This window comes from Curtobacterium subtropicum, assembly GCF_030362975.1.
GTDB classification, from domain to species: domain Bacteria; phylum Actinomycetota; class Actinomycetes; order Actinomycetales; family Microbacteriaceae; genus Curtobacterium; species Curtobacterium subtropicum.
The window spans coordinates 70309-97230 of sequence record NZ_JAUCMM010000004.1 but is presented as its reverse complement, the minus strand read 5'-3'; the positions used below and the strand labels follow the sequence as shown (position 1 = coordinate 97230).

The 26922-nt window shown below is 72.3% G+C and carries 26 protein-coding genes; 22 read left to right on the top strand and 4 right to left on the bottom strand.

Going from position 1 to position 26922, the window contains the following annotated elements:
* Window positions 1-41 precede the first annotated feature (41 nt).
* A complete protein-coding gene (locus tag QUG98_RS07925; RefSeq protein ID WP_289470016.1) occupies window positions 42-689 on the top strand; it encodes a DUF1990 domain-containing protein in 648 nt (215 codons plus the stop codon).
* A gap of 69 nt (window positions 690-758) precedes the next feature.
* Here QUG98_RS07925 and QUG98_RS07920 read toward each other — a convergent pair whose 3' ends face one another.
* A complete protein-coding gene (locus tag QUG98_RS07920; protein ID WP_289470015.1) occupies window positions 759-1451 on the bottom strand; it encodes an HAD family hydrolase in 693 nt (230 codons plus the stop codon).
* Between the two features lie 28 nt (window positions 1452-1479).
* Here QUG98_RS07920 and hemW point away from each other — a divergent pair, with 28 nt between their 5' ends.
* Entirely contained in the window at window positions 1480-2715 is a 1236-nt protein-coding gene (hemW, locus tag QUG98_RS07915) for a radical SAM family heme chaperone HemW (protein WP_289470014.1), read from the top strand.
* Between the two features lie 36 nt (window positions 2716-2751).
* Here the strand turns inward: hemW and QUG98_RS07910 are convergent, their stop codons facing one another.
* On the bottom strand, window positions 2752-3195 hold the full coding sequence (locus QUG98_RS07910; protein ID WP_289470013.1) for a DUF4870 domain-containing protein: 444 nt from the start codon (window positions 3193-3195) through the stop codon (window positions 2752-2754).
* A 108-nt stretch (window positions 3196-3303) separates the two neighbouring features.
* Between QUG98_RS07910 and hrcA the strand changes: the two genes are divergently transcribed.
* The 15 genes from hrcA (at window position 3304) to QUG98_RS07835 (ending at window position 18844) form a co-directional block, all read left to right on the top strand.
* Window positions 3304-4326 carry a heat-inducible transcriptional repressor HrcA gene (gene hrcA, locus QUG98_RS07905; RefSeq protein ID WP_289470012.1) on the top strand — a complete coding sequence of 341 codons (1023 nt, stop codon included), beginning with the start codon at window positions 3304-3306 and terminating at the stop codon, window positions 4324-4326.
* A gap of 111 nt (window positions 4327-4437) precedes the next feature.
* Complete coding sequence (gene dnaJ, locus QUG98_RS07900; RefSeq protein ID WP_289470011.1) at window positions 4438-5550, top strand: molecular chaperone DnaJ; 1113 nt, start codon at window positions 4438-4440, stop codon at window positions 5548-5550.
* On the top strand, window positions 5550-6317 hold the full coding sequence (locus tag QUG98_RS07895; protein ID WP_289470010.1) for a 16S rRNA (uracil(1498)-N(3))-methyltransferase: 768 nt from the start codon (window positions 5550-5552) through the stop codon (window positions 6315-6317). Before dnaJ ends, QUG98_RS07895 begins: the two co-directional genes overlap by 1 nt.
* Window positions 6318-6349: 32 nt before the next feature.
* A complete protein-coding gene (locus tag QUG98_RS07890) occupies window positions 6350-6706 on the top strand; it encodes a histidine triad nucleotide-binding protein (protein WP_289470009.1) in 357 nt (118 codons plus the stop codon).
* 109 nt (window positions 6707-6815) lie between these two features.
* Complete coding sequence (locus QUG98_RS07885; protein ID WP_289470172.1) at window positions 6816-7877, top strand: PhoH family protein; 1062 nt, start codon at window positions 6816-6818, stop codon at window positions 7875-7877.
* Window positions 7874-8335: an rRNA maturation RNase YbeY gene (gene ybeY / locus QUG98_RS07880; protein WP_066653869.1), complete on the top strand. Its 462-nt coding sequence runs from the start codon at window positions 7874-7876 to the stop codon at window positions 8333-8335. The genes QUG98_RS07885 and ybeY overlap by 4 nt, the downstream gene beginning before the upstream one ends.
* 4 nt (window positions 8336-8339) lie before the next feature.
* Window positions 8340-9662: a hemolysin family protein gene (locus QUG98_RS07875; RefSeq protein ID WP_289470008.1), complete on the top strand. Its 1323-nt coding sequence runs from the start codon at window positions 8340-8342 to the stop codon at window positions 9660-9662.
* Window positions 9659-10621, top strand: coding sequence for a GTPase Era (era, locus tag QUG98_RS07870; protein ID WP_289470007.1), 963 nt, complete (start codon window positions 9659-9661; stop codon window positions 10619-10621). Before QUG98_RS07875 ends, era begins: the two co-directional genes overlap by 4 nt.
* A 56-nt stretch (window positions 10622-10677) precedes the next feature.
* Window positions 10678-11916, top strand: a complete 1239-nt coding sequence (locus QUG98_RS07865) for a sensor histidine kinase (RefSeq protein ID WP_289470006.1) — start codon at window positions 10678-10680, stop codon at window positions 11914-11916.
* Window positions 11913-12599: a response regulator transcription factor gene (locus tag QUG98_RS07860; protein WP_289470005.1), complete on the top strand. Its 687-nt coding sequence runs from the start codon at window positions 11913-11915 to the stop codon at window positions 12597-12599. Before QUG98_RS07865 ends, QUG98_RS07860 begins: the two co-directional genes overlap by 4 nt.
* 133 nt (window positions 12600-12732) lie before the next feature.
* Window positions 12733-13485, top strand: coding sequence for an ABC transporter ATP-binding protein (locus tag QUG98_RS07855; protein WP_289470004.1), 753 nt, complete (start codon window positions 12733-12735; stop codon window positions 13483-13485).
* Window positions 13482-14882 (top strand): ABC transporter permease, encoded by a 1401-nt coding sequence (locus tag QUG98_RS07850; protein WP_289470003.1) that lies wholly within the window; start codon window positions 13482-13484, stop codon window positions 14880-14882. Before QUG98_RS07855 ends, QUG98_RS07850 begins: the two co-directional genes overlap by 4 nt.
* Window positions 14883-15080: 198 nt before the next feature.
* The gene (leuA, locus tag QUG98_RS07845) at window positions 15081-16850 is read left to right on the top strand and encodes a 2-isopropylmalate synthase (protein WP_289470002.1); all 1770 of its coding nucleotides are present in this window, start codon (window positions 15081-15083) and stop codon (window positions 16848-16850) included.
* A gap of 357 nt (window positions 16851-17207) precedes the next feature.
* The gene (recO, locus tag QUG98_RS07840) at window positions 17208-18041 is read left to right on the top strand and encodes a DNA repair protein RecO (RefSeq protein ID WP_289470001.1); all 834 of its coding nucleotides are present in this window, start codon (window positions 17208-17210) and stop codon (window positions 18039-18041) included.
* Window positions 18038-18844, top strand: coding sequence for an isoprenyl transferase (locus QUG98_RS07835; protein WP_289470000.1), 807 nt, complete (start codon window positions 18038-18040; stop codon window positions 18842-18844). Before recO ends, QUG98_RS07835 begins: the two co-directional genes overlap by 4 nt.
* 209 nt (window positions 18845-19053) lie before the next feature.
* Here the strand turns inward: QUG98_RS07835 and QUG98_RS07830 are convergent, their stop codons facing one another.
* Entirely contained in the window at window positions 19054-19983 is a 930-nt protein-coding gene (locus QUG98_RS07830; RefSeq protein ID WP_289469999.1) for a LysR family transcriptional regulator, read from the bottom strand.
* A gap of 70 nt (window positions 19984-20053) precedes the next feature.
* Between QUG98_RS07830 and QUG98_RS07825 the strand changes: the two genes are divergently transcribed.
* From QUG98_RS07825 to QUG98_RS07815, 3 genes are all read left to right on the top strand, one after another.
* Entirely contained in the window at window positions 20054-21103 is a 1050-nt protein-coding gene (locus QUG98_RS07825; RefSeq protein ID WP_289469998.1) for an aminotransferase class V-fold PLP-dependent enzyme, read from the top strand.
* Window positions 21104-21217: 114 nt separating this feature from the next.
* Complete coding sequence (locus QUG98_RS07820) at window positions 21218-22603, top strand: glycine--tRNA ligase (RefSeq protein ID WP_289469997.1); 1386 nt, start codon at window positions 21218-21220, stop codon at window positions 22601-22603.
* Window positions 22604-22737: 134 nt separating this feature from the next.
* The gene (locus QUG98_RS07815; protein ID WP_289469996.1) at window positions 22738-23472 is read left to right on the top strand and encodes a DsbA family oxidoreductase; all 735 of its coding nucleotides are present in this window, start codon (window positions 22738-22740) and stop codon (window positions 23470-23472) included.
* 175 nt (window positions 23473-23647) lie between these two features.
* Here the strand turns inward: QUG98_RS07815 and QUG98_RS07810 are convergent, their stop codons facing one another.
* A complete protein-coding gene (locus QUG98_RS07810) occupies window positions 23648-24130 on the bottom strand; it encodes an aminoacyl-tRNA deacylase (RefSeq protein WP_289469995.1) in 483 nt (160 codons plus the stop codon).
* Between the two features lie 47 nt (window positions 24131-24177).
* On the opposite strand from QUG98_RS07810, the gene dusB reads away from it, so the two are divergent.
* Window positions 24178-25350, top strand: coding sequence for a tRNA dihydrouridine synthase DusB (gene dusB, locus QUG98_RS07805; protein WP_058729418.1), 1173 nt, complete (start codon window positions 24178-24180; stop codon window positions 25348-25350).
* Window positions 25347-26636: a deoxyguanosinetriphosphate triphosphohydrolase gene (locus tag QUG98_RS07800; protein WP_289469994.1), complete on the top strand. Its 1290-nt coding sequence runs from the start codon at window positions 25347-25349 to the stop codon at window positions 26634-26636. Before dusB ends, QUG98_RS07800 begins: the two co-directional genes overlap by 4 nt.
* The last annotated feature ends 286 nt before the right edge of the window (window positions 26637-26922 follow it).

Below are 26922 nucleotides of genomic sequence, written 5' to 3'. Positions count from 1 at the left end.
GGGGGACACGGTGCGGTCGGCCCCGCCGGTACGATGGATCCATGAGTTCCCGCGGCAGCTACCGGACCGCCCTGACCTACGGTGCCGTCGGCGCCACGCAGGCGGCGGACCTCATGACCTACCCGCCGGAGGGCTTCACCCCGGCGGAGTCGCGGGCACGGATCGGCCACGGGGACGCGCGGTTCGAGACCGCGGTGACGCAGGCGTTGACCTGGCAGATCCAGGAGCGCAGCGGCATCCGGGTGCAGGTCGAGGACCAGCCCGACGACGACGAGGTCCGGTACAACCCGGTGACGTTCGACGAGCACGGCGTCCCCGTCGCGCCGGCGTCGATCGGCACACCCCGCGTCGAGAAGTTCGCGGCCGACGGCACCCCGCTGCTCACGGCCGGCACCACGGCGACGCTCGAGATGCACGCGTTCGGGCAGACCGTGCACGCGCCGGTCCGCGTCGTGTCGATCATCGACGAGACCGACCGCAAGGGCTTCGCGTACGGCACCCTCGAGGGTCACCCGCTCTCCGGCGAGGAGTCGTTCGTGATCGAGCGGACGAGCGACGGTTCGGTGTGGCTCCAGGTCCGGCAGTTCTCGCAGCCGTCGAGCCGGAAGTGGGCGTTCGTCGCGCCCCTGCTCCGTCGGCAGCAGCGCGTGATGGCCGCCAAGTACCTCAGCGCACTCCGAGGCGACTGACCGCGGCACGCGCCGCGGGGTACGGCCACGCGCGCGGCAGTGCACGGACCACGCCCGACCGCGCCCCGCTCAGCGCAGCGGCGGCAGCGCGGCGATCGCGTCCTCGAGCAGCCGCGCGTCCTGCACGCAGTCCCGCGCGACGCACACCGCGCTCGTCCCGCGCAGGGCATCGGCCTCGTACACCCCGGTCGCCACCGCGACGAACGGGATCCCCACCGCGTCGGCCGCCTCGCCGTCGCGCGGGGTGTCCCCGACGATCACGGCACGCTCCCCGGACAGTGCGGCGGCGGCCCGTGCGGTGACCCCGGTGCGCTCGACCTCCGCGTCCCCGAAGTACGAGTGCTCCCAGTCGAACGCGTCGAGGTCGAAGCCCGCGCCCCCGAGCTTCACCCGTGCGCGGTGCTCGGAGTTGCCGGTCAGCAGTCCGTTCCGCCAACCGAGCTCGGCGAAGCGTCGGACGAGCGCAGCGGCTCCCGGTGCGGGGGAGCGCCGTTCGCCCCGTCCGTACCGTTCGTCGGTCAGGTCGCGGAGGTGTCTGCTCACGGTGGGGATGAGCGCGTCGTCGAGGTCGTGCGCGCGGACGTGGTCGGCGATGAGGCCAGCGTCGGTGCGGCCGTGCTGGTGCCCGACCTTCAGCACCAGGTCGCGGCCGACGGCGCGTTCGACGGCCAGGTGGTACAGGTTGCCCGGCGACGCGGCGTTCAGGACGAGGGTGCCGTCGATGTCCCACAGCACCGTGGTGGGGACGGTGTGGTGCTCCATGGCTCCATCATGGCCGAGAATGGAGTCCATGCCGAGTGCGCTCCCGATCGCCGATCCCGCTCCCGCGGACGGCCTGCTCACCCCCGGCCCGGGCGCCGGCGAGGTCCCCTTCGGGGTGTACGTCCACGTGCCGTTCTGCCGGGTGCGCTGCGGCTACTGCGACTTCAACACCTACACGGCGTCCGAGCTGCGCGGGGTGCGCCGCGACGACTACGCCGGCCACGCGGTGCAGGAGATCCGCTGGGCGGCCGAGGTGCTCGACCGTTCCGGGGTACCGCGTCGCCCGGTCTCGACGGTGTTCTTCGGTGGCGGCACGCCGACGATGTTGCCGGCGGACGACCTGGTGATGATCCTGCGGGCCATCGACGACACGTGGGGGATCCTGCCGGGGGCCGAGGTCACGACCGAGGCGAACCCGGACTCCGTCGACGCCGACTCCATCGCCACGCTCGAGCGCGGCGGGTTCACCCGGATGAGCTACGGCATGCAGTCCGCCGTGCCGCACGTCCTGGCCACGCTCGACCGGACGCACGACCCCGAGCGCGTCCCGCTGGTGGTCGACCTGGCGAAGCAGCGGGGCCTCGACGTCAGCCTCGACCTCATCTACTCGACGCCGGGGGAGTCCCTCGACGACTGGCGCACCTCGCTGGATGCCGCACTGGCCTGCGCCCCCGACCACGTGTCCGCCTACTCGCTCATCGTCGAGGAGGGCACGGCCATGGGACGCATGGTCGCCCGCGGCGAGCTGCCCGCGCCGGACGACGACCTGGCGGCCGACATGTACGAGCTCGCCGACCGCACCCTCGTCGACGCCGGCTACGCCTGGTACGAGGTGTCGAACTGGGCCCGCGCCGACGAGCAGGGCGGTCCGGAGCGCCACGCGAGCCGGCACAACCTGTCGTACTGGAAGGGCCACGACTGGTGGGGCGTCGGCCCGGGCGCCCACTCCGCGGTCGCCGGCACCCGCTGGTGGAACGTGAAGCACCCGGCCGCGTACGCGAACCGGGTGCTGTCCGGGGAGTCCCCGGCGGCCGGGCGCGAGACGCTCGACGCCGACACCCGGTACGTCGAGCGGGTGCTGCTGGCCGCGCGCGTGCGGGGCGAACTCACCACCGCGGAGCTCGGCCGGGAGGCCCGTGGCCGCGTCGCCGGCCTCATCGCCCGTGGTCTCGTGGACGGCTCGGCCGCGGTGCGGGGACGGATCGAGCTGACCCTGCAGGGCCGGCTGCTCGCGGACGCCGTCGTCCGCGAGCTGCTCGACTGACGCGCGGGCTGCCGCCCGCGCGGCAACGCTCGCCTGCTACTGCTTGACGAACTCGATGGTGAGCGGGTAGCGGTAGAGGTCGCCGCGGTTCGCCGCGAGGGCGGCCATGATCGCGAAGACGATCACGATCACGTAGAGGATCGGCAGCAGCACGAGCCCGATGACGACGATGGCCAACAGGCTGCAGACGAACCCGGCGATCGCCATGGTGATGTGGAAGTTCAACGCCTGGCGGGTGTGCTCCTTGATGAACTGCCCGCGGTCGCGGAGCACCAGGTAGGCGATGATCGGCACGACCAGGCTGAAGAAGATGCCGCCGACGTGGGTCAGCGTCGCCCAGAGGCGCTGGTCCTCCGGTGACATCGGCCGGGGCGGCGTGAAGCCGGCCGGGTACTGCGGTCCCTGCGGGTTCTGGGGTCCTCCCGGCTGCTGGCCGTACCGGCCGTCCTGCGGGCCGCCTGGTTGCTGTCCGTAGCTCATGCCGTGAGCGTACCGGCGCGGGCCCCCGCGGTCCCGGTCGATCGGTGGTCGGGCGTAGGATCAGCAGTCGACACGTCCGAGTGCCAGCATCGAACGGAAGGGGTCCGGATGGTCAGCGAACGCTCCCTCGAGGTCCTCAAGGCCATCGTGCGGGACTACGTCGCGTCGCGCGAGCCCGTCGGCTCGAAGACGATCGTCGAACGCCACGCCTTCGGGGTCAGCGCGGCGACGATCCGCAACGACATGGCGCAGCTCGAGGACGAACAGCTCATCGCGGCACCGCACACGTCGTCCGGCCGGGTCCCGACGGACAAGGGTTACCGGCTCTTCGTGGACCACCTCGCCGCCGCACGACCGCTGTCGAGCGCCCAACGGCACGCGATCGAGACCTTCCTCGGCACGCCGAACGACCTCGACGAGGTCCTCGGGCGGACGGTGCGCCTGCTCAGCCAGCTCACCAACCAGGTCGCCCTCGTGCAGTACCCGTCGATGGTGCGGGCCCGCGTGCAGCACGTCGAGCTCGTCCGGCTCGGCGACACCCGGCTCATGGTCGTCCTCATCACGGACACCGCCCGGGTCGAGCAGCGCGTGGTCGAGACCGACGTCCCCCTCGACGAGGACTCCCTCGCCGAGCTCCGCACGGTGGTGAACGGCGCGAGTGTCGGGCTCCTGCTGCAGGACGTGCCCCGTGCCCTGCGCGCGGTGCCGCAGCAGCTCCGCCCGGACGCGCAGACCCTCGGCGGGGTCGTCGTCGCGACGCTCATCGAGCAGGTCGCCGCGAACCGCCAGGACCGCCTGGTGATGGCGGGTGCGGCGAACCTCGCGAAGAGCGAACGCGACTTCTCCGGCGGCCTGTTCCCCGTGCTCGAGGCGATCGAGGAACAGGTGACCCTGCTCCGGTTGTTCGGCGAGATGCAGGTGGACGACGTGGCCGTGGCCGCGAGCATCGGCGCCGAGAACGCCGAGTACGGCCTCGACGCGACGAGCATCGTGGCCGGCGGGTACCTCGCCGGCGGCGGTGCCGTCGCCCGACTGGGCGTCCTGGGCCCGACCCGCATGGACTACGGCACGAACATGGCCGCCGTCCGCGCGGTCGCACGGTACCTGTCCAAGCTGCTGGGCGAACATTGACCGGACCACGCGCCCGACGCGCGGTGTCCAGCGGACCGGCTCCGCGCCTCCAGACCGGACCGCGGCGACCGCCGCGACCCACCGACCGAACCGAAACCGACTGAGGGAACCGTGGCAGACCACTACGACGTCCTCGGCGTCCAGCCGGACGCCTCCGATGCCGACATCAAGAAGGCCTACCGACGGCTGGCGCGCGAGCTGCACCCGGACGTCAACCCGAGCCCGGACGCGGCTGAGCGCTTCAAGGACGTGACGCACGCGTACGACGTGCTGAGCGACCCGGAGCAGCGCCGACGCTACGACGCCGGCCCGCAGGAGAGCCCCTTCGGCGGTGGTGCCGCCGGCGGCTTCAGCGACATCTTCGACGCCTTCTTCGGCGGCGGTGGCGGCGGCGGACGCGGCAACGGTCCGCGGAGCCGCGCCGAGCGCGGGCAGGACGCCCTGCTGCGCATCGAGGTCGACCTGGACGAGGTCGTCTTCGGCACGCACAAGGACGTCGAGGTCGACACGGCCGTCGTCTGCGAGACGTGCAACGGCTCGTGCTGCGCGCCGGGGACGAGCCCGCGCACCTGTGACATCTGCGGCGGCTCCGGGCACATCCAGCGCCAGGTGCGCTCGCTGCTCGGCAACGTCGTGACGAGCGCGCCCTGCGGGACGTGCCGCGGCTACGGCACCGTCATCCCGAGCCCCTGCCCGACGTGCCAGGGGCAGGGCCGCGTCCGTGCCCGCCGCACGATCCCCGTCGACGTGCCCGCGGGTGTCGAGACCGGACTCCGGCTGCAGATGCCCGGTCAGGGCGAGGTCGGCCCGGCCGGTGGTCCCTCGGGCGACCTCTACCTCGAGGTGAAGGTCCGCCACCACGACGTCTACAGCCGGGACGGCGACGACCTGCTCGCCACGCTCGAGGTCCAGATGACCGACGCGATCCTCGGGGCGCACACCACGATCGACGGCCTCGACGGACCCGTGGAGCTCGAGATCCGACCGGGCGTGCAGAGCGCCGACGTCCTGGTGATCAAGGACCGCGGCGTGACGAAGCTGCGCGGCGCCGGGCGCGGGGACCTCCGCGTCGGCGTGCAGGTCGTGACGCCCACCAAGCTCTCGCACAAGGAGCGCGGCCTCGTCGAGCAGCTGGCGAAGTCGCACAGGGCACCGGGGCCGCAGCTCGCGCGCTTCCAGCAGGGCATGTTCGGCAAGCTGCGCGACCGCTTCTTCAACTTCTGATGGCCTCGCTCTACCTGGTCGAGCCGGGCCGGCTCGACGGCGTCGGCGTCGGCGACCCGGTGTCGCTCGACGGCGCGGAGGGCCGGCACGCGGTGTCGGTCGCACGGGTCCGGGTCGGCGAGACGCTGCGCATCGCGGACGGGCGCGGCACGGTCGTGACCGGTGCGGTGGCCGCGACGGGCAGGGACACGTTGACGCTCACCGTGTCCGACGTCTCGGTCGACCCGGCTCCGCGCCCCGCGCTGGTGCTCGTGCAGGCACTCGCGAAGGGCGGGCGCGACGAGATGGCGGTGCAGGCGGCGACCGAGATCGGCGTCGACCGCATCGTCCCCTGGTCGGCGGCGCGGAGCGTGTCCCGCTGGGACGGCGCGAAGGTCGAGAAGGGTCGCGCCCGGTGGGCGGCGATCGCGCAGGAGGCCGCGAAGCAGGCGGTCCGCTCGCGCGTCCCCGCGGTGGACGCGCCGGTGACGACGACGCAACTCGCCGGGCTGGCCGGCTCGTCGTCGGGGACCGGCCGGGAGGCACGGCGTGCGGTGGTCGTGCTGGACCCGGTGGGCGCGGTGCGGCTGTCGGCGTGGGAGCCGCCGGTGGACGTCGACGAGATCGTCCTGGTGGTCGGCCCGGAGGGCGGCATCGACGGGTCCGAGTTCGACCGGCTCGAGGCCGCCGGTGCGGTCCGGGTGCGGCTCGGCGACACCGTGCTCCGCACCTCGACCGCCGGACCTGCGGCCCTGGCGGTCCTGCAGACCCGGCTCGGGCGCTGGTAGCGGCGTCGGAGGCGGGTCCTACGATGGACACCATGAGCAGCAGCGAGCCGAGCATCTTCTCGAAGATCGTCGCGCGCGAGGTCCCGGCGACGATCGTGGCCGAGGACGACCGGGTGATCGCCTTCGAGGACATCGCGCCCAAGGCGCCCGTCCACGTGCTCGTGGTGCCCAAGACCGAGCAGTACCGCGACGTCACCGAGCTCGCGGCCGGCGATCCGGAGTTGCTCGCACACGTCGTCGCCACCGCCCGTCGCATCGCCGACGAGCGGTCCGGTGGCCAGTTCCGTCTCGTCTTCAACACCGGCGAAGCCGCCGGTCAGACCGTGTTCCACGTGCACGCGCACGTCCTCGCAGGTGATCTGCACGAAGGGAATCTCCTTGCCGGCTGACGAACCCGTCCGTCCCCAACCCACCCAGCCCGGGACCGACCGCCCCGTGGCGCGTCCCGTCACCGATCCGTCGGACGTCACCGTCGACATCCAGGTCGACGGCATCGCGATGGTGCAGCTCCTCGGCCCGCAGGACCGCCTGCTCAAGACGGTCGAACGCCAGTACCCGGGCGTCCGGGTGCTCGTCCGCGGGAACGAGGTGTCCCTGACCGGTGCCGAGCGCGACGTCGCCCGCGCGCACGCGCTCGTCGACGAGCTCGTCGCCATGGTCAAGCGTGGCCAGGACATCGGCCCGGCCGACATCCCGACGTCGGCGCGCATCCTCGACGAGGACCGCAAGCCCTCGGACACCTTCGGCACGCCGATCGTCTCGAGCCGCGGCAAGTCCGTGCGCCCGAAGACCGACGGGCAGCGCGCCTACGTCGACGCCATCGACCAGCACACGATCACCTTCGGCATCGGGCCGGCCGGTACGGGCAAGACCTACCTGGCGATGGCGAAGGCCGTCCAGGCGCTCCAGCGGCGCGAGGTCACGCGCATCATCCTGACCCGCCCCGCGGTCGAGGCAGGCGAGCGGCTCGGGTTCCTGCCGGGCACCCTGACCGACAAGATCGACCCGTACCTGCGGCCGCTCTACGACGCGCTCAACGAGATGATGGACCCCGAGCTGGTCCCGAAGCTGCTCGCGGCCGGCACGGTCGAGGTCGCACCGCTGGCCTACATGCGCGGTCGGACGCTGAACGACTCGTTCGTCATCCTCGACGAGGCGCAGAACACCACGCCCGAGCAGATGAAGATGTTCCTGACGCGCCTCGGCTTCGGCTCGAAGATGGTCGTCACGGGTGACATCACCCAGGTCGACCTGCCCGGCAACCTGTCCGGTCTCCGGCTCGTCACCCGCATCCTGGGCGACGTCGACGACATCCACTTCGCCCGGCTCGGCAGCGAGGACGTCGTCCGGCACACCCTGGTCGGCCGGATCGTCGACGCCTACACGGTCTACGACGAGGAACGACTGGCGGAGCAGGCCGGGCACCGACCCGGCGGCCGCGGGACCGCCCCGGTGGGCAACCCGGAGGGGGCGAACCGTGCCGAGCGCCGCGGACGCCCGCCGCAGGACCGTCAGCAGTCCCCGTACCCGCAGAACGATGCCCGAGGAGGCAACCGGTGAGCATCGAGCTCAACAACGAGTCTGGTGTCGAGGTCGACGAGCAGGCGGTCCAGCGCCTCGCCGCCTTCGCGCTCGACGCGCTGCACGTCCACGCGGACGCCGAGCTCGCGATCGTCCTGGTCGACGAGGGCGCGATGGAGCAGCTGCACGTCCGGTGGATGGACGAGCCGGGGCCGACGGACGTCCTGAGCTTCCCGATGGACGAACTCCGCCCCGGGACCGAGGACGAACCGACGCCCGCCGGGCTGCTCGGCGACATCGTCGTCTGCCCGCAGGTCGCCGCCGAACAGGCGAAGACCGCGGGGCACACCACGACCGACGAGATGCTGCTGCTCACGTGCCACGGCATCCTCCACCTGCTCGGGTTCGACCACGCCGAGCCGGAGGAGAAGGCCGAGATGTTCGGGCTGCAGGGCGAGATCCTCTCCGCCTTCGCGGCGCAGCGTCGCGGGCGGTGACCTGATGGTGCTCGTCGCCGTCCTGCTCGCGGTGGCGTTCGTCCTGGTCGTCGTCGGCGGTCTGCTCGCCGCGTCCGACGCCGCGCTGACCGTGCTGTCCCGCGCCGACCTCGACGAGATCGCGCGCGGCAGCCGGAACCGCCGTGCGATCGAGGCCGTGGCCGACGACGTCGGCGCGCACGTCAACGCGCTGAACTTCGTCCGGGTGCTCGCCGAGACCGCCGCCGCAGTGCTCGTCACCATCGCCCTGGTCACGGTCTTCGACACCTGGTGGGTGGCGCTGATCGTGTCCGCCGCGATCATGACGGCCGTGTCGTTCGTCCTCGTCGGGTCGAGCCCGCGCAGCGTCGGACGCGCCCACGCCGAACGCCTGATCGGCGCGACCGGCGGCCTCGTGCGCGCCGTCCGCATCGTGCTCGGTCCCCTCGCCGGCCTGCTCGTGGCGATCGGCGACCGGGTGACGCCCGGACGCGGGCGCAGTGCGTCGACGGTGTCGAGCGAGGAGCAGTTGCTCTCGCTCGTCGACGAGGCGACGGAGAGCAACGTGCTCGAACAGGACGACCGCGAGCTCATCCACTCGGTCTTCGAGTTCAGCGACACCCTGGTGCGCGAGGTCATGGTGCCCCGAACCGACATGCTCACCGTCGACGGCTCGGCCACGCTCGCCGCCGGGATGGAACGCTTCCTCGTCGCCGGGGTCTCACGGATGCCCGTCACGGGCAAGGACAGCGACGACGTGCTCGGCGTGCTCTACCTGCGCGACGTCTCGCGTGCGCTGTACGAGCAGCCCGGCAGCGAGCGGGAAGCGGTCACCACGCTGCTGCGCCCCGCCGAGTTCGTCCCCGAGTCCAAGCCGGCGGACGACACGCTGCGGCACATGCAGGTCGCGAAGAACCACCTGGTGCTCGTCGTCGACGAGTACGGCGGAGTCGCCGGGCTGGTCACGATGGAGGACCTGATCGAGGAACTCGTCGGGGACATCTCCGACGAGTACGACCGCACCGTCGTCGACCGCACCGAGGTCGGCCCAGGGGTCTGGCGCATCTCGGCCCGCATGCCGATCGACGAGCTCGGCGACCTGTTCGGCATCGAGCTCGAGGACGACGACGTCGACACCGCCGGCGGACTGCTGACGAAGGAGCTCGGCCGGCTCCCGGTCCGCGGCGAGCAGGTCACCGTCTCCGGGGTCGAGCTCACGGCCGACCGGGTCGAGGGCAAGCGCCGCCACCTGATCACCGTCCTCGCCGAGCGGAGCGCCGCACTGCAGGACGCCGAGGACGCCCTCGACGACACCACTCCGAGCACGACGGGAACCCCCAACGCATGACCGAGCACGAGTCCGACCACAGCACCGACACGGGCACGGACGCCGACGCGACGACGCAGCCGTACCGCGCGGGCTTCGTCTCCTTCGTGGGGCGCCCGAACGTCGGGAAGTCGACGCTGACCAACGCCCTGGTCGGCGAGAAGGTCGCGATCACCTCGTCGAAGCCGCAGACCACCCGCCGAGCCATCCGCGGCGTGGTCCACCGGACCGACGGCCAGGTCATCATCGTGGACACCCCCGGCGTGCACCGCCCCCGCACGCTGCTCGGCGAGCGGCTGAACGACCTGGTGCAGTCCACGCTCGGCGACGTCGACGTGATCGGCTTCTGCGTCCCGGCGAGCGAGCCGATCGGGCCCGGCGACAAGTTCATCAACGAGTCGCTCGACCAGTACCCCCGGGCGAAGAAGATCGCCATCGTCACGAAGATCGACCGCACCCCGAAGGACCGTGTCGGCGAGCAGCTCCTCGCGGTGTCGCAGCTGCGCGACTGGGACGCCATCGTGCCGACCTCGGGCACGAAGGGGCTGCAGCTCGAGGCCCTGCTCGGGGAGATCACGAAGCTGCTGCCGGAGTCGCCGCAGCTCTACGACGCGTCCACGGTGACCGAGGAGACCGACGAGGACCGCATCGCGGAGCTCATCCGCGAGGCCGCGCTCGAGGGTGTGCGCGACGAGCTCCCGCACTCGCTCGCCGTCGTCGTCGAGGACGTCGTCGAGCCGGACGAGGACGACGACCCGGACGGGCCGCTGCGGATCTTCGCGAACCTGTTCGTCGAGCGTGACAGCCAGAAGGCCATCGTCATCGGACGCGGCGGCGAACGACTGAAGGACGTCGGGTCCCGGGCGCGCGCGGAGATCGAGTCGCTGCTCGGCGGCCGTCACGTCTACCTGAACATCCGCGTGAAGGTCGCCAAGGAGTGGCAGCGAGACCCGAAGCAGCTCGGACGCCTCGGCTTCTGACCGGGGTCATCCCCTGGTCGGACGCGCGCCGCCCGGCCTGGCCGTAGCGTGGGGTGGTGTTCCGTCCCATGCTGCGCGCGCAGCTCGTCACCGACGTCACCGCCGCGGTGCTGCTCGGGGGGCTGTTGGTGCTCCTGCGTGTCTCGGCCGACCAGTCGTTCCTCTGGCTGGTGACCGTCGTCGGGCTGAGCGCAGCGTTGGCGATTCGGCGGCTCTCGCCCGGTCTGGCGCTCGCCCTGTGCTGGGTCGTCGCACTCTTCGAGATGGTGACCTGGCAGACGCAGCCCGACCCGTCGAACGTGCTCATGGCCGGTGTCCTCTTCACCACGAGTGCCTACGGCAGCCGTCGCGTCCGGATCGCGGGGCTCGTCTCGGCCGTCGGTGGGTCGTTCGTCGCGGCGGGGTACGTCGGTCTGCAGGACTACCAGCGGCGCTCCGGCATCCAGACAGCGTCGACACCGGCACTCGAGACCCTGCAGGTCGTCCTCGCCGCCTTCGCAGCCGTCCTCCTGCTGCTCCTGCTCCCGTGGCTCGCCGGTCTGGTCCGGCGGGCGCGGCGGTCCGCGAGCATGAGCCGTGAGGCCCAGCTCGTCGCCGAACGCGACGCGGCCCGGGCGGACCGTGCCGTCGCCGTCGAGCAGGAGCGCGTGCGCATCGCTCGCGACATGCACGACATCGTTGCCCACTCGCTCGCGGTCGTGATCGCGCAGGCGGACGGCGCCCGGTACGCCGCGAGGACGGATCCCGCCGTCGCCGACCAGGCGCTCGCGACCATCTCGAGCACCGCGCGCAGCGCCCTCGGGGACGTCCGTGAACTCCTCGGCGCCCTGCGGCACGAGCAGGGGACGGCCCCGACGCCGGAGGCGGCCGACCTCGAGGTGCTGGTGTCCGAGATGCGCGAGGTCGGCCTCGACGTCCGCGTGAACCGGGAGGGCGACCCGACCGGGCTGCCGACGACGACGCAGCTCGCGGTCTACCGCATCGTGCAGGAGAGCCTGACGAACGCGTGGAAGCACGGCGAGGGCGGCACACCGGTCCACGCGTCCCTGACCTACCGACCCGACACCGTGGAGATCACGGTGGTCAACCGACGGGCCGACGACGGCACGCGCGGCCCAGGTACCGGACACGGGCTCGTGGGGATGCGCGAGCGCGTCGCCATGACCGGCGGATCGATGACGGCGGGGCCGCGCGGCGACGACTTCACGGTGGCCGTCCGCATGCCGGCGGTCCCCGCCAGCGGCCAGTTCCCCCGGGGCCGCACCACCCAGAGGGAGCAGGAGCGCACACGATGACCACGACCCAGCCGACCGGCAGCCCGATCCGGGTCGCCCTCGTCGACGACCAGGCGCTCTTCCGCACGGGCATCAGGATGCTCATCGACTCGCAGCCCGACCTCCAGTTCGTCGGTGAGGCCGGGGACGGGGCCGAAGGAGCCGAGCTCGTCCGCCGCACCGGCGCCGACGTCGTGCTCATGGACGTCCGCATGCCCGTGATGGACGGCATCACCGCGACCGCGAAGATCGTGGAGCAGGGCGGAGCGGACGCCGCGAAGGTCCTCGTCCTCACCACGTTCGACTTCGACGAAGCGGCAGCGAAGGCGATCCGGGCTGGTGCGAGCGGCTTCGTGCTCAAGGACGCCGATCCGGAGTTCCTGCTCGCCGCGGTCCGGACCGTGCACGCCGGCACGGCCGTGTTCGCCGCCTCGGCCACCCGCGAGCTCCTCCGTCGGTACGACGACGGCGCGGCACAGGCCGCTGCGGTCCCGGCCGCCTTCGCCGAACTGACGCCGCGCGAGCGGGAGATCTTCGACCTCGCGGCGCGCGGCTGGAGCAACAGCGAGATCGCGCAGCACGAGTACGTCAGCGAGGCGACGGTCAAGACGCACATCTCGCGGGTGCTCACGAAGCTGGACCTGCGTGACCGCGTCCGGCTGGTCGTGTTCGCGCACGAGCACGGACTGGTGCCGAAGGCGTGAGTGACGCCGCCTCCGGGCGGACGTGCCGTCATCCGACAGGATGACCCCTCCACAGCAGGACGAGCCGAACGGACCATCCACAGGAGCCGCGTGACGGACGCGGGACGGGCCTCCCGGGCGCGAAGCTCGGAGCATGACCACCAACCAGACCCCGATCATCCGGCTCGACCACGTCTCCAAGCACTACGGTGACGCGGCCCGACGCGTCACCGCACTCGACGACGTCAGCGTCGACATCGGTGCGGGAGAGTTCACCGCGGTGATGGGGCCGTCGGGCTCCGGCAAGTCGACGCTGATGCACGTCGCCGCCGGGCTCGACTCCGTGAGCACCGGGCGCATCACCATCGACGGGGTCGACGTCACCGGTCTCGGGGACCGCGAGCTCACCGAGCTGCGACGGCGCCGGCTCGGGTTCGTGTTCCAGTCGTTCAACCTCGTCCCGACGCTCGACGTGCGCGAGAACATCCGGCTGCCGTTCCTGCTCGGCGGGCAGCAGCCGACCCGCGACGAGTCGGCGTGGATCGACCGGCTCGTCGGCCTCCTCGGCCTGGGCGACCGGCTGACCCACCGACCGCACCAGCTCTCCGGCGGACAGCAGCAGCGCGTCGCGATCGCCCGCGCGCTCGCCTCGCGGCCCGCCGTGGTGGTCGCGGACGAGCCGACGGGCGCACTGGACTCCCGCACCGGGCGCGACGTCCTCGCGATCCTCCGCGGCGCGGTGCAGGAGTGGGGGCAGAGCGTCGTGATGGTCACGCACGACCCGACCGCCGCCGCGAACGCCGACCGCATCCTCTTCCTGGCGGACGGGCGCATCGTCGACGACCGCCCGGCGATGAGCGCCGCCGAGATCTCGGCGACGATGCTCGGGATGGAGGCCGCCGCGTGACCGGCCTGCGCACGTTCGCCCCGACGGTCCTCGTCGCAGCCCTCGGCACGACGTTCGGGTCCGCCCTCGTCATCGCCCCAGGGATCGTCACGCAGGCGATGGGGGCCACGGGTCTCGACGACCTGGCACCCGTCCGGGCGATCCTGTCCGTCGTCGGCTGGCTGTTCCTCGGCATCGCGCTCTACGTCGGTGCGATCGTCACGGCGAACACCTGCGCCACGATCATCGCCGGGCAGACCCGCACGATCGCGCTGCAGCGGCTGATCGGTGCGACGGGGGCGGGGCTGCGCGCCAGGACGACCCGGACCGGACTCCTCGTCGGGGCGGTCGGCGGTGCCGTCGGGACCGTCGTCGGCACCGGGCTGTCCGCGCTGTTCGTCACGGTGCTGCGGGGCGACGGGTTCCTCCCCGACACGACCTACGACCTGGTCCCGTGGGAGCTCGCACTGCCGTTCGTCGCCGTCGTCCTGGCGACCTGGGGTGCGTTCGCGGCGGGGTCGCGTCGCGTGCTGACGGTCACCCCGCTGCAGGCGCTGTCCTCCAGCGTCGAACCGAGCCACGCCGACGTCCGCTCGGGCAGGGCCCGCACGGTGTGGGCGGTCCTGCTCATGGCCGCCGGTGCGCTGCTGATGGTGCTCGGGCTCGTGCTCAGCCCCGCGACGCCCGCCGCCGTGCTGCCCGCGGCGCTCGGAGGCTTCGTCTCCTTCGCCGGCGTCGCGGTCGGGGCGACGATCGTGATGCCGCCGGTCCTGCAGCTCATCGGCAGGATCGGGTCCCGCGATCCGGTCGTCCTGCTGGCCGGCCGCAACGCGATGCGGGCGCCCGGTCGGTCGTCCAGGGCCACCATCGGCCTCGTCATCGGCGTGACGCTGCTGGTCACCTTCGCGGTCGCACTCGGGATCATGCAGCACGTCGTCGAGACCCAGATGGCGGCGATGGGCGACGGGTCCCTGCCTGCGGACGCGGTGCAGGCGCAGCGGGACTTCTTCGTCCAGCTGAACGCCGTGGTGAGCGTGATCGTGGGGTTCTCCGCCGTCATCGCCGCGGTCGGGGTCGTGAACGCGCTGGCGCTCGGCGTGCTCCAGCGACGTCGTGAGCTCGGTCTGCTGCGCGTGCTCGGGCTCACCGCAGCGCAGGTCCGACGCATGATCGTGACCGAGGCCGTGCAGATGGTCGTCGCGGCGGTGGTCACCGGGCTCGTCCTCGGGACGGTCTACGGGTGGGTCGGTGGGCAGACGATGCTCGGCTCGCTCGGGACGGTCGTCACCCCCGTCCTGCCGCCGGCGACCGTCGCGGTGGTCGTGATCGGCGCCCTCGTGCTCGCGGTCGTCGCGACGGTGGCACCGGTCCGGCGGGCGATGCGGGTGTCGCCGACGGAGGCGCTCGCCGTCGACTGAGACGGCACGGGTCGGGGGAGCGCTCGGGCGTCATCCACTTGCACCACGCTGGTGTACCAGTGCTACGGTGGCAACGATGTACCCGGCGCTCCTCCTCCTTCGCTGCCGCGACGAGGCCTGACTCACGGCCCACCTCGTCGCGGAGTCCGTCGTGGCCCCCACAGCGCCGATGCCGGCGAGACGACGAAAGCGACGACCATGCAGAACACCCAGCGCCCCTCCGGGATGCCGATCCACAAGTACGTCCCCTTCCATGAGCAGATCCGCGTCGACCTGCCGGACCGCACCTGGCCGACCAAGCGCATCGACCGCGCGCCGCGGTGGTGCGCCGTCGATCTCCGTGACGGCAACCAGGCCCTGATCGACCCGATGGACTCAGAGCGCAAGCGGGCGATGTTCGACCTGCTGGTGCGGATGGGCTACAAGGAGATCGAGGTCGGGTTCCCGAGCGCGTCGCAGACGGACTTCGACTTCGTGCGGTCTCTCATCGAGGACGGCGCGATCCCCGACGACGTCACGATCCAGGTGCTGACCCAGGCCCGCGAGCACCTCATCGACCGCACGTACGAGGCGATCGACGGGGCGAAGCAGGCCATCGTGCACCTCTACAACTCGACGTCGATCGTCCAGCGCGAGGTCGTGTTCCGCACCGACGTCCAGGGCGTCGTGGACATCGCCGTCGCGGGTGCCCGGATGTGCAAGGCAGCCGAGGCCCGGCTGCAGCACGGCACGCAGGTCTTCTACGAGTACTCGCCGGAGTCGTACACGGGCACCGAGCTCGAGGTCGCGGCCCGCATCTGCAACGCCGTGCTCGAGGTGTTCGAGCCGACGCCCGAGCGGAAGGTGATCATCAACCTGCCCGCGACGGTCGAGATGGCGACCCCGAACGTCTACGCCGACTCCATCGAGTGGATGTCGCGCAACCTCGACCACCGCGAGGACGTCATCCTGTCGCTGCACCCGCACAACGACCGCGGCACCGCCGTCGCAGCCGCCGAGCTCGGGTACATGGCCGGGGCCGACCGCATCGAGGGCTGCCTGTTCGGCAACGGGGAGCGCACCGGCAACGTCGACCTCGTCGCCCTGGGCATGAACCTGTTCACGCAGGGCATCGACCCGGAGGTCGACTTCTCGGACATCGACCAGGTCAAGCGCACCGTCGAGTACTGCAACCAGCTGCCGGTGCCCGAGCGGCAGCCGTGGGCCGGTGACCTCGTCTACACGGCGTTCAGCGGCTCGCACCAGGACGCCATCAACAAGGGCTTCGAGGCGATGAAGGCGAAGGCCGCCGCGGCGGGCAGGTCCGTCGACGACATCGCCTGGGCGGTGCCGTACCTGCCGGTCGACCCGAAGGACATCGGCCGCTCGTACGAGGCGGTCATCCGTGTGAACTCGCAGTCCGGCAAGGGCGGGGTCGCCTACCTGCTCAAGACCGACCACGCGATCGACCTGCCCCGCAAGCTGCAGATCGAGTTCTCCGGCGTCGTGCAGCAGCGCACCGACACCGAGGGCGGCGAGTTCTCGTCCGAGCGCATCTGGGACCTCTTCCGCGACGAGTACCTGCCCGCCGACGACGAGTCGGACAAGTGGGGTCGGTACGAGATCACGAAGACGGCGACGTCGAGCGACTTCGACGGCACGACGAAGCTCAGCGTCGCGATGCGCGTCGACGAGGGGTCCGTCACCGCGGACGCGGTCGGCACCGGTCCGGTGGACGCGTTCCTCACGGTCATGCGGGAGCAGGGCGTCGCGGTCACGCTGTACGACTACTCGGAGCACACGATGAGCGCCTCCGGCGACGCCAAGGCGGCGGCGTACGTCGAGCTCGATGTCGACGGCACGCGGCTGTGGGGCGTCGGGATCGACGCCGACATCGCGACGGCCTCGCTCAAGGCGATCGTCTCCGCGGTCAACCGCGCGGTGCGCGCCGGGGCCGCGACCGGCACGCCGGAGCTGGTCACGGCGTAGGTCGCCGGGCTCCTCGTCGTCACCACGGACGGGAGTCGCGGTGCGGGTCCGACCCGCACCGCGCCTCCCGTCCGTGCGGGCGTCCGCTGCGTCGGTCCTGCTGCCGCGAGCGGCGCGGCGCCGGCCGAGGTCGCACGACCTGCCGCTCACCTTCGCTCGCGGCGGCGTGTCGTGCGACCTCAACGTGTGCCACGCGGCGTGTCGTGCGACTCGGCGAGGCCGACACGGAGTCGGAGACGGAGACGGAGACGGACGACGCCGCCGCCGCCGCCGACGCCGACGGCGACGCGGACGACGCCGCCCGGCCGCCCCGGCCGCCGGCTCCGCGCTGTCGGCGGGCCGGGGGATACTGGGGCCATGCCGCTGTACCGGGACGAGTGCGTCGTGCTGCGCACCCACAAGCTCGGCGAGGCCGACCGCATCGTCACGATGCTCTCCCGGCAGCACGGCAAGATCCGGGCGGTGGCCAAGGGGGTCCGGCGCACGGCGTCGAAGTTCGGCTCCCGGCTCGAGCCGTTCATGGTCGTCGACGCCCAGTTCTACGAGGGCCGCTCGCTCGACATCGTCACCCAGGCCGAGAGCCTCGGGTCCTACGGCGCGCAGATCGTCACCGACTACGGCGCCTACACGGCAGCCAGCGCCATGGTCGAGACGGCCGACCGGCTGAGCGAGGCGGACGCCGGACTCCAGCAGTACCTGCTGCTCGTCGGCGCCCTCCGGTCGCTGTCCCGTCGGGAGCACGTCGTCAGCGCCACCCTCGACTCGTACCTGTTGCGGGCGATGAGCATCGCGGGCTGGGCGCCCTCGTTCGGCGACTGTGCGGTGACGGGGGAGCCCGGACCGCACACCGCCTTCGTGGTGCAGCTCGGTGGTGTGGTGGCCGATCGCGCGGCTCCTCCCGGCACGCCGCGGCTCGACACCGAGACCCTCGGGCTGCTCGGCGCCCTGCTCGCGGGTGACTGGTCGACCGTCGACGCCTCCGACGAACGGACGCGGTCGCGGGCCTCCGGCGTGGTGGCGGCGTACGCCCAGTGGCACCTGGAACGATCGCTCCGGTCACTGCCCCACGTCGACCGCAGCGAGCACCCCGCCCCGGTCGCACCCACACCGGGTGGGGTGCCGGCAGCGGTGGCCGCCACGCCCGCGCCCGCCGTCCCCGTCCCGTCCGACCACGAAGGAAGCCCTGCATGAGCCCACGCCGCTCCGCGTCCGAAGCCGCCTCCGAGGGACTGCGACCCGTCGACTGGACGGGGGAGCAGCCGCCGTCGATCCCCGCGCAGTTCGTCCCGGAGCACGTGGCGATCGTCATGGACGGCAACGGCCGGTGGGCGAACCAGCGCGGCCTCACGCGGGTCGAGGGGCACAAGGCCGGCGAGGCCTCGCTGCTCGACGTCGTCGCCGGCGCGATCCAGATCGGCGTCAAGCACGTCTCCGCCTACGCGTTCTCGACCGAGAACTGGAAGCGTTCCCCGGAGGAGGTCCGCTTCCTGATGGGCTTCAACCGCGAGGTCATCCACCGCCGCCGTGACCAGCTGCACGCCTGGGGCGTGCGCGTCCGGTGGGCGGGCCGTCGCCCCCGGCTCTGGCGGAGCGTCATCGACGAGCTGCAGACGGCGGAGCGGATGACCGCCGACAACGATGTCTGCACGCTGACGATGTGCGTCAACTACGGCGGGCGGAACGAGATCGTCGATGCGGTCCGGGGCATGGCCGAGGACGTGGCCGCCGGACGGCTGAAGCCGAGCCAGGTCACCGAGAAGGCCCTGGCGAAGCGGCTGTACGTGCCGGAGCTGCCCGACGTGGACCTGTTCCTGCGGAGCTCGGGGGAGCAGCGAACGTCGAACTTCATGCTCTGGCAGTCGGCCTACGCCGAGATGGTGTTCCTCGATCGGCTCTGGCCGGACTTCCGGCGCACCGACCTGTGGGGAGCGATCGAGGAGTACGCGCGCCGCGACCGACGCTACGGTGGCGCGGTCGACGCACCCACCGCCTGACGGGAGGCGCGTGGCGGCGCCGCGACGGGCCTCCCGTCCGACGCGTGGCCGGCCGGATGAACCGCGTCGGACCGCACGCGCGGGTTCCGTTCCGTCGCCGACCAGGCGTGCAGGCGACCAGGCGAGCAAGCGAGCAGGCCTGCACGCGTGCACGCGCGCAGGCGGAGCCTCGTCGCCGACCGGGCGAGCACGCGGAGCCCCGTGGCCGATCAGGCGAGCAGACCCGCCACCCCGCGCACGGCGTCGAGCGCGGCCCGCACGCTGGGGACCCGGTCCGCACCGCGGGCGACCACGACCTCGACCCGGCGCGCGAGCGCGTCGTCGGCCGGCGTGACCGCGACCCCCGGCGGCACGACGGTGGTCGAGAGCGCGAGCCGGGGCAGCAGCGCGACGCCGAGGCCGGCCGCGACGAGTCCGACGACCGCCGCGGCGTTGTCGGTCTCGAGCACGATCTCGGGCGTGAACCCGGAGGCCGCGCACGACGCGAGCAGTTGCCCGCGGCACCGCGGACACCCGCCGATCCACCGTGCGTCGCGGAACGCAGCGAGGTCGGCCACCGCGCCGTCCCGGGACACCACTGCGTCGTGCGGCCGTGCGTCCGCCGCGGTCACGAGCGCGAGCGGGTCCCGCCCGAGGGCGCGCGTCGTCAGGGTCGGATCGCTCGCAGGGACATCCTGCAGCGCGTGCGAGAACGTCAGCGCGACGTCGACCTCGCCGCGGCGGAGCAGGTCGACGGCCTCGGGCGGTTCGGCCTCGACGTACGACGTCACCACCCCGGGACTGTCCGCCGCCAGCGCCGCGAGCACCGGCGGCACGAGGGTCGAGGACGCGCTCGGGAACCCGGCGAGCCGGACGCGACCGCGGCTCAGGCCGCCGACGGCGTCGAGGTCCTCGCGCGCCGCAGCCAGCGCTGCCTCGACGTGCAGGGCGTGGTCGGCGAGCACGCGACCGGACTCGGTCAGCGTCGCACCGCGACCCCCGCGGAGCACGAGGTCGTGCCCGAGCCGCTGTTCGGCGCGGGCGAGCAGCTGGCTGACGGCGGGCTGGCTGTAGCCGAGAGCGGCGGCTGCGCGACTGATGGACCCACCGTCACGCACGGCGAGCAGGACCCGGAGCAACTGCGGTTCGATCGTCTCCACAACGCGATGTTATGGGACCCCGAAGAAAGCTGCCCTGGTGTGATGGTCGCGGGCGTCGGAGCCTGGACGCATGGACTCCTTCGTCGACGGATCGGGTTACCTCGCCGCATGCACCGCCGGGCTCCCCACCCTCGGGACGCTGGCCGCGCAGCGGGCGGACCTCGACGCCTGGTCACGCGCCGAGACCTCGCCGGCGACCTACGGCGACCTGGTCGAGGAGGGCCGCGCACGCTTCGCCGACATCGTGGGCGTCGACGCCGGCCGGGTCGCCACCGGGTCGCAGACCTCGGCGATGGTGGCGGTCGTCGCGGCCTCGCTGCCGGACAGTGCCGAGGTCGTCGTCCCCGAGGGCGACTTCTCGTCGATCGTCTTCCCGTTCCTGGTACAGGCAGACCGGGGGGTGACCGTCCGCAGCGTGCCGCTCGACCGGCTCGCCGACGCGGTGCGACCCGGCACCGCCCTCGTCGCCTGGTCGGCCGTGCAGTCCGCCACCGGCGCGGTGACCGACCCGCGGCCCGTCCTCGACGCCGCCCGTGCCGTCGGGGCCCTCACCCTCTGCGACCTCACCCAGGCGGCCGGGGTCCTGCCGGTGTCGGCGGCCCCGTTCGACGTCACGGTCACGCACGCCTACAAGTGGCTGTGCGCGCCCCGCGGGGTCGCCTTCGCCACGGTCTCCGACGCCGCGCTCGAGCGCATCCGACCCGCGCAGGCCGGCTGGTACGCGGGTGAGGACGTCTGGTCCTCGTGCTACGGCCCGGCCATGCGGCTCGCCACCGATGCCCGCCGCTTCGACGTCTCCCCGGCCTGGCAGGCCTGGCCCGGGGCGGTCGCCGCCCTGCGGCACCTCGCGTCCGTCGACGCAGCATCGGCCTGGAGGCACGCGACCAGCCTCACGGACCGGCTCGCCGACGCGCTCGGTACGCCCCGGTCCGGACAGGCGATCACGACGTTCCCGGACCCGGACGGCTCGGCGCTCCGAGCGCTGGCGCACCGGGGTGTGACGGCGAGCGGGCGCGCCGGTCGGGTCCGGCTGGCGTTCCACCTCTGGAACGACGAGGAGGACGTGACACGCGTCGTCGAGGCGCTCGGGGCACTCCCCGGATTCCGTCCTGTGGGGTGAGTCGACCGGTCCCCAGGTGCCGCGCCTCCCGCCCGCCGACGGCCGCGAGGCCGGTACGCTTGCCCGGTACCTTCCCGCACCGGGCACCCAGTCCGGCGACCCCTGGAGTCCCTCTTGGCACAGTCCTCCCGTCTCGACAGCGTCATCGCCCTGGCCAAGGGCCGTGGCTTCGTCTTCCAGTCGGGGGAGATCTACGGCGGATCCCGCTCCGCGTGGGACTACGGGCCCCTCGGCGTCGAGCTGAAGGAGAACATCAAGCGCCAGTGGTGGCAGCGGTTCGTCCGCGGTCGTGGGGACATGGTCGGCCTCGACTCCGCCGTGATCCTGCCCCGCAGGGTGTGGGAGGCCTCGGGTCACGTGGCGACCTTCACCGACCCGCTCGTCGAGTGCCTGCACTGCCACCACCGCTTCCGCGCCGACCACCTGGAAGAGGCGTTCGAGGCGAAGAAGGGCCGGAAGCCCGAGGGTGGTCTGGCCGAGGTGCCGTGCCCGAACTGCGGTACCCGTGGTGAGTGGACCGAGCCGCGCGAGTTCTCCGGCATGCTCAAGACCTACCTCGGCCCGGTCGAGTCGGAAGAAGGCCTGAACTTCCTCCGCCCCGAGACCGCGCAGGGCATCTTCGTCGACTTCGCCCAGGTCGTCACGACGAGCCGCATGAAGCCCCCGTTCGGCATCGGTCAGGTCGGCAAGGCGTTCCGCAACGAGATCACCCCCGGCAACTTCATCTTCCGCACGCGCGAGTTCGAGCAGATGGAGATCGAGTACTTCGTGCCGCCGGCCGACGTCGACGCCCACTACGAGCAGTGGATCGCCGACTCGGTGGCGTTCTTCACCGACCTCGGCATCGACCCCGAGAACCTCCGCCGCTTCGACGTGCCGGACGGCGAGCGTGCGCACTACTCCGACGCGACCGCCGACATCGAGTACCGCTTCGGGTTCGCCGGGTCCGAGTGGGGCGAGCTGATGGGCGTCGCGAACCGCACGGACTTCGACCTGAACAACCACATCGAGTCGTCGGGTAAGGACCTGCGCTTCTTCGACCAGGCCGCGAACGAGAAGTACGTGCCGTACGTCATCGAGCCGTCGTTCGGTCTGACGCGCGCGCTCATGGCGTTCCTGCTCGACGCGTACCACGAGGACGAGGCCCCGAACGCGAAGGGCGGCGTCGACAAGCGCACGGTCCTGCGCCTCGACCCGCGCCTGGCGCCCGTCAAGGCCGCGGTGCTCCCGCTGTCCCGCAACGAGCAGCTCTCGCCGGTGGCGCGTGGTCTCGCCGACGACCTGCGGAAGTACTGGAACGTCGACTTCGACGACGCCGGTGCGATCGGCCGTCGCTACCGTCGCCACGACGAGATCGGCACCCCGTTCTGCATCACCGTCGACTTCGACACGCTCGACGACAAGGCCGTGACGGTGCGCGAGCGCGACACGATGTCGCAGGAGCGCGTCTCGCTCGACCAGCTGCAGGGCTACCTGGCACAGCGCCTGCTCGGCGCGTAGCGCGCCGCGCCGCGCGCTCCGACGGGTCGCATCGAACCACGAAACCGACATCGAACCGGGCTCCGCGCCTGGTTCGGTGTCGGTTTCCTGGTTCGACCTCGGAATAGGGCCGTGCGTCCCGCGTTGCACCAGCCGTGAACGAGTCTGTGAAGGTCGATGTCTGGTCGGACATCGCGTGCCCCTGGTGCTACATCGGCAAGCGGAAGTTCGAGGCCGGCGTCGCCGCGTTCTCGTCGACGCCCGAGGCCCAGCCGGTCGAGGTCGAGTACCACTCCTTCGAGTTGAGCCCCGACACGCCGGTCGACTTCGAGGGTTCCGAGGCCGAGTTCCTCTCGCAGCACAAGGGGCTCCCGGTCGACCGGGCGCAGCAGATGATCGACCAGGTCGCCGGCATCGCCGAGTCCGTCGGGCTGCACTACGACTACGACGCGCTGCGCCACACGAACACCGTCAAGGCGCACCAGGTGATCCACCTGGCGAAGCAGCACGGCAAGCAGCTCGAGATGGTGGAGCGGCTGTTCACCGCCTACTTCGAGCGCGGCGAGCACGTCGGGCAGGACGAGTCGCTCGCCGACCTCGGCGCGTCGATCGGACTCGACCGCGACGAGGTCCTGGCCACCCTGCGGGACGACGCCCAGCTCGCTGCCGTCCGTGCGGACCAGGCGCAGGCGCAGGCGTTCGGCATCAACGGCGTGCCGTTCTTCGTCATCGACGGCAAGTACGGCGTCTCCGGCGCGCAGGACCCGGCAGCCTTCGAGCAGGTCCTCCGCCAGGTGGTGGCGCTGCGCGACACGACGCCCGAGGAGCTCGCGGCCCAGCAGCAGCGTGCTGCGGACGACGCGGCCGCGGACGCGGAGGTGACCCGGTGACGGGCGCGACGACGACCGGACCGGTCCAGCCGAGCCTCCAGGCTGACGGACGGGAGGCGCGACCCGCCCTCCTGACGCTCGTCACGCCCGGTGGTGCGCCGGTCTGCGAGGGGGACAGCTGCCTCGTGCCCGGCGCGGAGGGGGACTGGACCGAGGTCCCGGACTGAGCCGACCGCTAGCGGACGGGTTCCTCGTCGGTGATGTCGGCGACGGTCGCGCCGTAGGCGGCGACGAGCGCGTCCCCGTCGACGAAGGCGCTCGCTCCGTGGCGACCGGCACCGAGCGCGATGCGGCGGCCGAGGATGCGCTCGTCCGCGAACACCGGGAGGTCGCCGATCGCTCCGATCGGCGTGATCGTGCCGCGCTCGTATCCCGAGGCCTCGAGCGCGGTGGCCGCGTCGGGCATCGAGAGCTTGTTGACGCCGACGACGGTGCGGAGCTTCTTCCACGCGATGCTCCGGCCGCCGGGCACGAGGGCGAGCAGGAAGCCGCCGTCGTGGCGCTTCACGACGAGCGTCTTCACGATGTCGCCGGGCTCGATGCCGAGCAGGGCCGCGGCGCCCTCGAGGGAGTCAGCCGCGGGACGTTCGACGACGTCCACGCTCAGGCCCCGGGCGGCGGCGTCGGCGTCGAAGCGGGCGATCGCGGTGTCGGACATGTGGAGAACGCTACCGGCCCGGACCGACGTGGGAGGATGGAACACGTATGACGATCACCGACACGCCCAGCACGGCGCCCCGCACGGCGAAGCCCCTGCGCATCGGCCCCATCGAGGTCGAGGCGCCGGTCGTGCTCGCCCCGATGGCGGGCATCACGAACATGGCCTACCGCCGGCTCTGCCGCGAGTACGGCGCCGGTCTCTACGTCTGCGAGATGATCACGTCCCGCGCGCTCGTCGAGCGCACCCCGGTCTCGATGCAGCTCATCCAGCACCACGAGTCCGAGACCCCGCGGTCGATCCAGCTGTACGGCGTCGAGCCGAACACCGTGGCCGAGGCCGCGACGATCCTGGTGGGCGAGGACCGCGCCGACCACATCGACCTCAACTTCGGGTGCCCCGTGCCGAAGGTCACGCGGAAGGGCGGGGGAGCGGCGCTGCCGTGGAAGCTCGACCTGTTCCAGGACCTGGTGACCAAGACCGTCAAGGCCGCGGGTGACGTCCCGGTGACCGTGAAGATGCGCAAGGGCATCGACGCCGACCACCTGACCTACCTCGACGCGGCGCGCATCGCCCGCGACGCCGGTGTCGCCGCGATCTCGCTGCACGCGCGCACCGCGAACGAGCACTACTCCGGCCACGCGGACTGGTCGGCGATCGCCACGCTGAAGGAGACGATCACCGACATCCCCGTGCTCGGCAACGGCGACATCTGGTCCGCCGCCGACGCTCTGCGCATGGTCGACGAGACCGGCTGCGACGGCGTCGTGGTCGGCCGTGGGTGCCTGGGACGACCGTGGCTGTTCGGCGACCTGGCTGCGGCGTTCCGTGGCGAGGACGTCCGTGCGATGCCCTCGCTCGGCGACGTCGCGACCGCGTTCCGCCGGCACGCCGAACTGCTCGTCGAGTTCTTCGGGTCCGAGGACCACGGGTGCCGCGATGCCCGCAAGCACGTCTCCTGGTACTTCAAGGGGTACCCGATCGGCGGCGACGTCCGGTCGGCGCTCTCGATGGCGTCGAGCCTGCAGGAGATCGACGACCTGCTCGGGCAGCTCGACTGGTCCGCGCCGTACCCGGGTGCCGACGTCGAGGGCCCCCGCGGTCGCGCCGGACACCCGAAGCGCACGGCGCTGCCGGACCGCTGGCTCGAGTCGCGCGACGTCGACGCCGAGTTCCGCAAGGTCCTCGCCGCCGCCGAGCTGCACCACAGCGGCGGATGAGCGCCACCGCCTCGTACGGGCCCGCCGACGCCGAGCGCTGGCTGCCCGAGACCCACGGCAACCGTCGCTCCGACTTCGCCCGCGACCGCGCTCGGCTCCTGCACTCGAGCGCCCTGCGACGCCTCGCCGCGAAGACCCAGGTGCTCAGCCCGACGACGGGGCTCGACTTCGCCCGCAACCGCCTGACCCACTCGCTCGAGGTCGCGCAGGTCGGGCGCGAGCTCGCCGACTCGCTCGGGCTCGACCCCGACGTCGTCGACACGGCGTGCCTGGCACACGACATCGGGCACCCGCCGTTCGGCCACAACGGTGAGACCGCCGTGAACGCCTGGGCAGCGGACATCGGCGGCTTCGAGGGCAACGCGCAGACCCTGCGGCTGCTGACGCGCCTCGAGCCGAAGGTCTACGGCGAGGGCCCCGACGACGACCGGCCGTACGGGCTGAACCTGACGCGTGCGTCGCTCGATGCGAGCTGCAAGTACCCGTGGCCCGCGGCGCAGGGCGTCGCCGAGGCGTCCTCCGGCCGCACGAAGTTCGGGTTCTACGACGACGACCACGACGCCTTCGAGTGGCTCCGTGCCGGCGCACCCCGTCGGCAGCGGTGCATCGAGGCGCAGGTCATGGACCTCTCCGACGACATCGCCTACTCGGTGCACGACTTCGAGGACGCCGTCGTCGCGGGGTTCATCGACGTCGCCGCACTCGGTGACCGGGTCGGCGAGAACGACATCGTCACCGCCATGCACGCGTGGGTCGGGTCGGACCTCAGCCGCGACGAGCTGCTCGAGGCGTTCGACCGACTCCGGTCGCTGCCGCTCTGGATGACCTCGTACGACGGGTCGCGCCGGGACATGGCGCGGCTGAAGAACCTCACGTCGCAGCTCATCGGCCGGTTCGCCCGGACGGCGACCGCTGCGACGCGGGAGTCCTACGCGTCGGGGTCGCTCGTGCGCTTCGCGGCCTCGGTCGTGACCCCGCCGGAGATCATCGGCGAGATCGCGGTGCTCAAGGGCATCGTCGCGGCGTTCGTGATGACCCACGGTGACCGGCAGCCGGTGTACGAGGACCAGCGCCGGGTGCTCACCGAGCTCCTCGACGCGCTGGCGGCGACGGGCAGCGCCGACCTCGAGCCGGGGTTCGCGGCCGACTGGCGTGCTGCGTCCGACGACGCCGGGCGGCTCCGCGCCGTGGTCGACCAGGTCGCGAGCCTGACCGACCAGGGGGCGTTGGCGTGGCACAAGCGGCTCGTGGTGGGGGACCGGGAGACGACGCACATCCCTGTCTGACGCCCGAGGGGGCGTGTGGGACGAGGGCGTTCGGCGCGCAGGCAGGTGCGCGCGGCGACGGCGTGTGCCTGAGGCGCCGGCGTGTGCCCGAGGCGCCGGCGCGTGCCCGGGACGCCGGCAGTCGCACGAGACGCCGTCGGATCTGCCTCCGTCTCGCGGACGTGCGACCGTGTCGCAGAGACGGGGCCGTCCCGGCGCGGAGCGACCGTCTCGTCACGGCTCCGTCTCGCGCAGACCGGACCGTCTCGTCGACGGCAGCCGGCGTGCCGGTCCTGCACCGCGCCTC

Bases quoted from the DNA above. Each gene is read 5' to 3' on its own strand.
- leuA (WP_289470002.1), top strand. From the start codon at position 15,081: ATGCAGAACACCCAGCGCCCCTCCGGGATGCCGATCCACAAGTACGTC.
- QUG98_RS07920 (WP_289470015.1), bottom strand. From the start codon at position 1,451: ATGGAGCACCACACCGTCCCCACCACGGTGCTGTGGGACATCGACGGC.
- QUG98_RS07875 (WP_289470008.1), top strand. From the start codon at position 8,340: ATGGTGCTCGTCGCCGTCCTGCTCGCGGTGGCGTTCGTCCTGGTCGTC.
- QUG98_RS07810 (WP_289469995.1), bottom strand. From the start codon at position 24,130: ATGTCCGACACCGCGATCGCCCGCTTCGACGCCGACGCCGCCGCCCGG.
- QUG98_RS07910 (WP_289470013.1), bottom strand. From the start codon at position 3,195: ATGAGCTACGGACAGCAACCAGGCGGCCCGCAGGACGGCCGGTACGGC.
- hrcA (WP_289470012.1), top strand. From the start codon at position 3,304: ATGGTCAGCGAACGCTCCCTCGAGGTCCTCAAGGCCATCGTGCGGGAC.
- QUG98_RS07925 (WP_289470016.1), top strand. From the start codon at position 42: ATGAGTTCCCGCGGCAGCTACCGGACCGCCCTGACCTACGGTGCCGTC.
- QUG98_RS07855 (WP_289470004.1), top strand. From the start codon at position 12,733: ATGACCACCAACCAGACCCCGATCATCCGGCTCGACCACGTCTCCAAG.
- QUG98_RS07800 (WP_289469994.1), top strand. From the start codon at position 25,347: ATGAGCGCCACCGCCTCGTACGGGCCCGCCGACGCCGAGCGCTGGCTG.
- QUG98_RS07825 (WP_289469998.1), top strand. From the start codon at position 20,054: ATGGACTCCTTCGTCGACGGATCGGGTTACCTCGCCGCATGCACCGCC.
- QUG98_RS07835 (WP_289470000.1), top strand. From the start codon at position 18,038: ATGAGCCCACGCCGCTCCGCGTCCGAAGCCGCCTCCGAGGGACTGCGA.
- hemW (WP_289470014.1), top strand. From the start codon at position 1,480: ATGCCGAGTGCGCTCCCGATCGCCGATCCCGCTCCCGCGGACGGCCTG.
- QUG98_RS07860 (WP_289470005.1), top strand. From the start codon at position 11,913: ATGACCACGACCCAGCCGACCGGCAGCCCGATCCGGGTCGCCCTCGTC.
- recO (WP_289470001.1), top strand. From the start codon at position 17,208: ATGCCGCTGTACCGGGACGAGTGCGTCGTGCTGCGCACCCACAAGCTC.
- QUG98_RS07890 (WP_289470009.1), top strand. From the start codon at position 6,350: ATGAGCAGCAGCGAGCCGAGCATCTTCTCGAAGATCGTCGCGCGCGAG.
- era (WP_289470007.1), top strand. From the start codon at position 9,659: ATGACCGAGCACGAGTCCGACCACAGCACCGACACGGGCACGGACGCC.
- QUG98_RS07885 (WP_289470172.1), top strand. From the start codon at position 6,816: ATGGTGCAGCTCCTCGGCCCGCAGGACCGCCTGCTCAAGACGGTCGAA.
- dusB (WP_058729418.1), top strand. From the start codon at position 24,178: ATGACGATCACCGACACGCCCAGCACGGCGCCCCGCACGGCGAAGCCC.
- QUG98_RS07895 (WP_289470010.1), top strand. From the start codon at position 5,550: ATGGCCTCGCTCTACCTGGTCGAGCCGGGCCGGCTCGACGGCGTCGGC.